Source organism: uncultured Mucilaginibacter sp. (assembly GCF_937859865.1).
In the GTDB taxonomy this organism is placed as follows: Bacteria; Bacteroidota; Bacteroidia; order Sphingobacteriales; family Sphingobacteriaceae; genus Mucilaginibacter_A.
Genome location: NZ_CALMAT010000144.1, coordinates 1 through 6,537 on the forward strand (window position 1 = coordinate 1; position 6,537 = coordinate 6,537).

4 protein-coding genes are annotated in these 6,537 nt (G+C 45.2%); 1 reads left to right on the forward strand and 3 read right to left on the reverse strand.

Annotated elements, in window-relative coordinates:
* The 3 genes from Q0192_RS15640 to Q0192_RS15650 form a co-directional block, all read right to left on the reverse strand.
* On the reverse strand, positions 1-1,822 hold a 1,822-nt coding region (locus tag Q0192_RS15640; RefSeq protein ID WP_299290810.1), incomplete at its 3' end, for a carboxypeptidase regulatory-like domain-containing protein.
* Positions 1,823-1,980: 158 nt separating this feature from the next.
* The gene (locus Q0192_RS15645) at positions 1,981-3,012 is read right to left on the reverse strand and encodes a PorP/SprF family type IX secretion system membrane protein (protein ID WP_299290812.1); all 1,032 of its coding nucleotides are present in this window, start codon (positions 3,010-3,012) and stop codon (positions 1,981-1,983) included.
* Positions 3,013-3,109: 97 nt separating this feature from the next.
* Positions 3,110-4,348: a nucleoside recognition domain-containing protein gene (locus Q0192_RS15650; protein WP_299290814.1), complete on the reverse strand. Its 1,239-nt coding sequence runs from the start codon at positions 4,346-4,348 to the stop codon at positions 3,110-3,112.
* Between the two features lie 297 nt (positions 4,349-4,645).
* Between Q0192_RS15650 and Q0192_RS15655 the strand changes: the two genes are divergently transcribed.
* Positions 4,646-6,537: heavy metal translocating P-type ATPase (locus tag Q0192_RS15655; RefSeq protein WP_299290816.1), on the forward strand; the 1,892-nt coding region annotated here is incomplete at its 3' end.

Here is a 6,537-nt window from a genome sequence, read left to right on the forward strand (position 1 = left end):
GGTCAACCGGCGCATTGGTTGTTTTGGTACTTAAAGGTTGTTTATCAGGCACGTTGGCATAATCCAAGCGAACGCCGGCTGTCAGTTTAAAATTATCTGTTAAGTTGATCTCATCCTGACCGTACAAACTCAGCAAATTCACTTTAAACTTCGCCGAAGGATTGTTCAAAATATAATCACGCGTGTTATCGGTATAATTGTAATTGTTACGAACGCGCGACGGCTGGTTGTTTAAAAAGTTGGCAATGCTGCTGTAGCTGTCGCGGCCGTTCCAGGCGTTTACAAAGTTGTAGGTAATGTTGTAAAACTCGTTGTGTGTACCAAAAGTAAAGGTGTTTTTACCGGTTGTTAAAGTCAGATTATCGGTAAACTCGGTGGTTTTTTGTTGCATATCAAAAATGGCAGCTTCGCGGTCTGTCCCCATAAAAATGGTTGAACCTGGCGAATTACCAACAATTTCAATTTGCGGCAGGGCAGGGTTGGAGTTCGGGTCGCGGTAATCATGCACGCTCGAATAACCAAATACCAAACTGTTGTTAATGTTGTTGCTGATTTTGGTTTTCAACTCGCCAACCGTTGATGAAGAGTTGTTGTGCGAAGTATAATCAATCCCGCTAAAACGAAAGTTAAAGTTATCGCGCTCCAGGTTGGTGGCGGTAGAAGTGATGTAATTGTTGCGGATGGTTAACTGGTTGTTATCGTTGATGTTCCAATCCAAACGGTTAAAAAATTTGTTGGATCTGGAATAGATATTGGTATTCTCATACGTTCCCGGACTGATGCCGCCCGTATATTTCGTAAAAGCGGCAGCTAAGTTTTGGGCATCCGTTACAGAAAGGATATTGGAAGAACCAGCGCTTCCGGCACCAAAAATTACCGGGTCCTGGCGGCGAGTGATTTCTTCATTGGTAAAGAAAAACAGTTTGTTTTTGATGATAGGGAAACCAACACGGAAACCGGTTTGGTATTCGTGGAAATCGCTTGGTTCTTTGGATTTATCGCCGCCCACATTGGTTGGGATATTATTTCTGCCGATTAAAGAAGCATTCCTGCCAAAACCATAAACCGAACCGGTAACGGTGTTTGTACCGCTGCGGGTAACGGCGTTGATACTTCCACCCAAAACGTTGCCGATTTTAATATCATAAGGTGCTACGTAAACCTGGATGTCCTGGATTGCGTCAATCGAAACCGGGTTGGTACGCGTGCTGCTTCCAACTTGCCCGGATTGGTTGGTCTGGCCACCGGTGGAAGGACTAAAGCCAATTGCATCGTTGTTAATGGCACCATCAATCGTTACGTTGTTGTACCGAAAGTTGGTTCCTTGGAAAGAGTTGTTGCTGCTTTGCGGAGTTGTCCTGGTTAAATCCTGCAAACTTCTTGAAACCGTTGGTAGGTTGCGGATTTGGCTTTGGCTGATCCGGGTTCCGGCACCGGTTTTTGGCGCACCGGCAACAGACCGTACGGTTACTTCTTTTAACGCGGTTGTTTCATCGGCCATGGTAAAATTGTAAGTGGCATTGCCTAAACTCAGCGTAACATCGGTACGTTCAATCTTTTTAAAACCAACATATGTTAAGGTGATGGTGTAAGGGCCGCCTGCATTCATGTTGGGCAGCGTATAACGGCCGTCGGCATTGGTTTGCGTGCCGTAACGTGTTCCGGTACTGGTGTTTACGGCAACCACAGAAACGCCGGGCAGGGTAACGCCTTTCGGATCTGAAACCCGGCCGCTAATTTGGGCACTGGTAATTTGGGCATTGATTTTTTCTGCAGAAAAGAGGATAAGGCAGGAAAAAATGAAAAGGTAAATTTTTTTCATTGTGTGTGTATTTTGGACACAAAGGTTGCCTTACAACATTAACTTAATGTTAGGTACATATTAACGAACCATCAACGGTAGGTTAAGTTAATGTAAAGAGAAGGTGCCTTGAAATTCTACAATGCTTCTTTTACCACACAATTTTAAGTGTTCAGGTTTTAGTAAAAATCGTAACACCTCCGCGAACCCGGGAATTTCTTAGCGCCTTGGTCGCGGGCCGGGTTGCTGGTTTCGTAACCCAAACTGCCCTCGGTAGAACCGGTAGAATTGGTGTAATTGGTTTTGGAATAATTGGCATCCTGACTCACGCCTAAACGCAGTTTCTCGCCCGAATCGCGGTTGATAAACAGGTCGAAAATTAACGTCAACACAAAAGCTTCCTGGCCGGTCGTGGTGCTTGAGCGATACCATAAACCCGCATTAACGCCGCGCCTTTTGTATTGAAGCCCGGCATTAATGGCCGTTACTTTTGCCTGGTTGTAGGCCACAATTGATGGGATAATGTACGAAGCATCCGGGTCGTCATCATCGGTAAAACGGTCCATCGGCATCCGGTAACTGATGTGGAAAGTAGAACGCATGGGCAGTACTGCTTTTGCCCCGGTAAAAGATTCATTTGGCCGGTTGATGTGCTGCAACGCGCCGCCAAGCAGCAGCCGGTTTAAGGTAAGCGAAACGCCTGCGCCCGAATCAAAATAATATTTGTTGTTGTAGGCGGGCATTTCAACCGAAGAAGTTTGGCCGGGAATAATACCAGTTGTGGCATCAATCTGGTCCGAAAAAATAAGTTTACTCCAATCAATTACGCGATTGGTTACGCCGCCTTGCAATCCAAACGACAGCACATAATCATCAGAACCAACACTGTACGAATACAAACCGGCGATGCTGTTTTTGGTAAGGTAAGCCGTTCCTTCGGCCGAGCGCGTAAACATCAAACCGATACCTCCGCCAAAACGCGGCACGTTATAATCTATAGAAGCTGTTAAATAGTTGAGTGTGCCAGGTAGCGAAGCCCATTGGTTTCGGTAAATCAGGTTCATGCGCAAATCGCCCTGAAACTGTCCGTTCAACGCTGGGTTTAAGTACAAAGGCGAATTGAAAAACTGCGAATACATGTGGTCTTGCGCTTGGGTTTTAGGTTGAAGTAAAAAAAAGCACAGTAAAAGAAGTATCCCAACTTTTTTCATTTTCCTTTCTGAGGTACAAAAACCGGATTTCGGTTGAAATTTTTGTACGTCAGTAAGCCAAAATAGTTACCCCAATTTTATGCCGGTAAAAGAAGCATCAGCCAAAAAACAAATACGAAAGCAGGATAGCAGAAACCACACCGGCAAAATCGGCAAGCAGTCCGGCCGGTATGGCGTAGCGCGTTTTTTTGATGCCGACAGAACCAAAATACAAGGCTACAATGTAAAAAGTAGTATCCGCAGAACCGTACAAAACGCTGGACAAATGGCCGATAAAACTATCCGTACCAAAATGGCGCATGTTGTCGAGCATCATGGCGCGCGAACCGGCACCGCTTAAAGGCCGCATAAAACCGATGGGCAAAACCTCGGTAAAACGCGTATCCATGTTAAAATGGCCGAAACCCCATTTGAAAATATCCACCAGATAACCCAATGCGCCCGAAGCACGAAAAACGCTGATGGCGGCCAACATCGCCACCAAATAAGGAATGATGCGGAAAGAAGTTTCCAGCCCGCCTTTGGCGCCTTCAATAAAAGTCTCAAAAACGTTTACTTTTTTACGAAGTGCGCCTAAAATAAACAGAACGGGAATCAGTAATAGGATTAAATTGCTGGCCACTTTTGATACTTCGCTGATTTGCTGTTTATCCAAATACAATTTAAAATAAGCAACCAATGCTGCCAGAAACAAGGTGATCCCGCCAATCCAGCCTAAAACTACCGGATCTAACAACTTCAATTTTTGCTTGTAGGCAACGGCCAGCAAACCGGTTAAAGTAGCTACATAAGTGGCGATGATACAAGGAATAAAAATATCCGTCGGATCGTGTGCGCCCAAGATAGCACGTTGCGCAATAATGGAAATCGGCAAAATGGTTAGGCCGGAAGCATGCAGCACCAGGAACATAATTTCAGCATTGGAGGCCGTATCTTTTTCGGGATTCAATTCGTGCAGGCTTTCCATCGCTTTTAAACCCAGCGGCGTGGCGGCATTATCCAAGCCTAATAAATTGGCCGAAAAATTCATCATCATCGCGCCGTTTGCCGGATGGTTTTTAGGGACTTCGGGAAATAAACGATGAAAAAACGGGCCAACCAAACGCGACAAAAAATTGATGGCGCCGGCCTTTTCGCCAATGTTCATGATGCCAAGCCAAAAAGCCATCGTTCCAATCAGCGGCAAAGCAATATCCATAACGGAAGATTTGGTCGAATCGAAAATGCCATCTACCAACAATTTAAAGATTTCGGTATCGCCAAAAAAGACCAGCTTAATTAAGGCAATAAAAAAAGCAACGATAAAAAAAGAAACCCAAACGTAATTTAAAGCCATAAGCGGTGGATGGAAATTTGGGGTTTAAGATAGAAAAATTTGGTTGGTATTTTAGAATTTGCGTGTGGTCATCCCCCTAACCCCCTTTGAAGGGGAAGAGGGCCAGGGCGTATATCTTTTTATCTCCAAACTTTAAACGTTAGAAAGGTATGCGATAGGCTTCCCCCTTCGAAGGGGGTTAGGGGGATGACCTTTAATACAAAAAAGTTTAATCTCAAAATCATATAAAAACAAACGACAATCCTGTAAATTTCACCCATCAGCCATTGCTTAATTTTGCATGATAAAAGAAGCATCATGGAAAAAAACATCCTTCATAAAACTTATCCGATAATGGGCATGAGTTGTGCTTCTTGCGCCATGAGCGTGCAAAGTATGGCAGCTTCGGTTCCGGGCGTGGCGCAAGCCAACGTGAATTATGCCACGCAAGCTTTGGATATTTACTTCAACCCAAAGCAAACCCAGCCGCAGCAAATTCAAAAAGCCATCCAAAACGCAGGTTACGATTTGATCTTGGATGAAGAAAACGCCCTGGACCAGCAGGAAGAACAACAGGAAAAAGCCTTGGTTCAGCTTAAAAAACAAACTTTGGGCGCGGTTTTATTGACTGTGCCGATTGTATTGCTCGACATGGTTTTTATGCACTGGCCGTTCGCAAACCTAATTATGCTCGTGCTCACGTCCATCGTGCTGTTTGTGTTTGGCAGCCGGTTTTTTGTAAACGCCTGGAAGCAGGCGCAACACTTTCATGCCAATATGGATACGCTGGTGGCCATCAGCACGGGCGTGGCTTATTTGTTCAGTTTGTTCAACACCATTTATCCGTCGTTCTGGCTTTCGCGCGGTGTGCAGGCACATGTTTATTTTGAAGCGGCTGCGGTGGTTATTACGTTTATTTTGATCGGAAAACTGCTGGAAGAACGTGCCAAATCAGGCACTTCGGCATCCGTAAAAAAGCTGATGGGTTTGCAGGTGCGCGCGGTTCGGGTAATTCGAAATGGCATTGAAATCGAAGTTGATATTAAAGCGGTACAGGAAGGCGAACTGATCCGCATCAAACCCGGCGAACGGGTTCCGGTTGACGGCGAAATTTATGAAGGAAATTCATTTATTGATGAAGCGATGATGACCGGCGAACCGATGCCTGTTGCCCGAAAAGCAGGCGATACCGTTTTTGCCGGAACCATCAACCAAAAAGGAAGTTTTGTGCTGAAAGCCTTAAAAGTTGGCAACCAAACCATGCTTTCGCGGATGATTAAAGCCGTGCAAAACGCGCAGGGATCGAAAGCAAAAGTGCAAAAACTGGCTGATCAGATTGCTGCGGTTTTTGTTCCGGTTGTGTTTGGTATCGCCCTAATCAGTGCAATTGCCTGGTGGGTTTTTGGTGGAACACAGGCATTTAGCCAGGGTTTGCTGGCTTTTGTAACGGTGTTGATTGTAGCTTGTCCCTGTGCTTTGGGCTTGGCAACACCAACAGCGATTATGGTTGGCGTGGGCAAAGGCGCAGAAAAAGGCATCCTGATTCGCGATGCCGAAACGCTGGAACGCGCTTATCGTGTCAATACGATTGTGCTGGATAAAACCGGAACCATCACCGAAGGAAAACCGAAGCTAACTAGTTTAAATTGGAACAAAAGTTTGGATTTGGAACAGCAAAACGTTTTGTCAGGCGTGTTGCTTGCCGCTGAACAACATTCCGAACATCCACTTGCCGAAGCCATTGTTGATTTTATACCGATAAAAGAAGCATCGGCACAAACCGTTTCTGATTTTAAAAGTACAACCGGCGCAGGAATTGAAGTGGTTTATCAAAACGAAACTTATTTTATTGGGAAGCCGGATTGGGTACAGGAAAATTGCGGTTTAACTACCGAAATTGATGTTCTAACTTTAGATACGGCTGCTACGGTAATTTATTTCGGTAAAAAAAGTATGCTTTTGGCTGTTTTAACCATTGCTGATGAAATCCGTTCCAACGCTGCTGCAACGGTTTCTCAACTCAAAAAAGCCGGAATTGAAGTTTGGATGCTGACCGGCGATGCGGCTTCAACGGCAAAATTTGTAGCTGCAAAAACCGGTATCGAAAACGTGGTTTCCGGCGTTTCCCCTTCCGGCAAGGCCGAACAAATAAAAAAACTGCAACAACAAGGCAAAGTAGTGGCGATGGCAGGCGATGGCATCAACGATGC

Excerpts from the sequence above, each read along its gene's own strand:
- Q0192_RS15645 (WP_299290812.1), bottom strand. The coding sequence starts at position 3,012 with ATGAAAAAAGTTGGGATACTTCTTTTACTGTGCTTTTTTTTACTTCAA.
- Q0192_RS15650 (WP_299290814.1), bottom strand. The coding sequence starts at position 4,348 with ATGGCTTTAAATTACGTTTGGGTTTCTTTTTTTATCGTTGCTTTTTTT.